Annotated in this window: 1 protein-coding gene and 1 pseudogene; both read left to right on the forward strand. The window is 63.0% G+C overall.

All coding sequences use genetic code 11. The features are described from left to right. Nucleotides 1-308: pseudogene (locus ACZM96_RS10705) on the forward strand (hypothetical protein); the annotation flags it as partial. 2 nt (nt 309-310) lie between these two features. Beyond that, on the forward strand, nt 311-1,008 hold a 698-nt coding region (gene pyrH, locus ACZM96_RS10710; RefSeq protein WP_489489044.1), incomplete at its 3' end, for a UMP kinase.

Consider the following 1,008-nt stretch of genomic DNA (forward strand, 5'->3'; position numbering starts at 1 on the left):
GCAGCTTCCAAAATCAGCTCGACAAGCTCAACGACTACGCCGAACGCGGCGCGCGCGATCTCGAAGCGCAGGGCCGCAAGGGCGGCGTGCTCGTCGGCCTCGGCCATGGCCTGTGGCGCTTTGTCGACATGTATGTGCGCAAGCTCGGCCTTCTCGACGGCCGGGCGGGCTTTCTCATGGCCGCGCACACGGCGTTCTACACGTTTCTCAAATATGTCCGCATTCACGAGGGAGGCTGGGGCGCGCCCTACGATCACGGCCTGCCCGAGGCGGACGATTCCCGACACCCTGATTCCACAAGAGGATGACGATGAGCGAACTCAAATACCGGCGCGTGCTGCTCAAGCTGAGCGGCGAAGCTCTGGCCGGTGAAAAAGGCAGCGGCATAGATCCCGACACCGTACACAGCATCTGCAAGGAGATCGCCGACGTCGCCAAGCTGGGCGTGCAGCTCGCGCTGGTCATCGGCGGCGGCAACATCTTCCGGGGACTGTCCAGCTCGGCCAAGGGCATGGATCGCTCCAATGCCGACTACATCGGCATGCTTGCCACCGTCATGAACGCGGTGGCGGTGCAGGACGCCCTCGAAAAAATGGACTGCCCCACGCGCGTGCTTTCGGCCATCGACATCCGCGAGCTTTGCGAACCCTACATTCATCGTCGCGCCATTCGCCACATGGAAAAGGGCCGCATCATCATCTGTGCGGCGGGCACGGGCAATCCCTATTTCACCACCGACACGGCGGCGGCCCTGCGCGGCACGGAACTCAAGTGCGACGCCATCATCAAGGCCACCAAGGTGGACGGCGTGTACGACAAGGACCCCATGAAATACAGCGACGCGGTACGCTTCGATCAGCTCTCCTACGATGAGACGCTGCGCCGCCACCTCAAGGTCATGGACGCCACGGCCATTACGCTGGCGCAGGAAAACAGCGTGCCCGTCATTGTGTGCAGCATGTTCGGCGGGCACATCAAACGCGTTGTCTGCGGCGAAGCGGCAGGCAC

Source organism: Mailhella sp. (genome assembly GCF_057866825.1).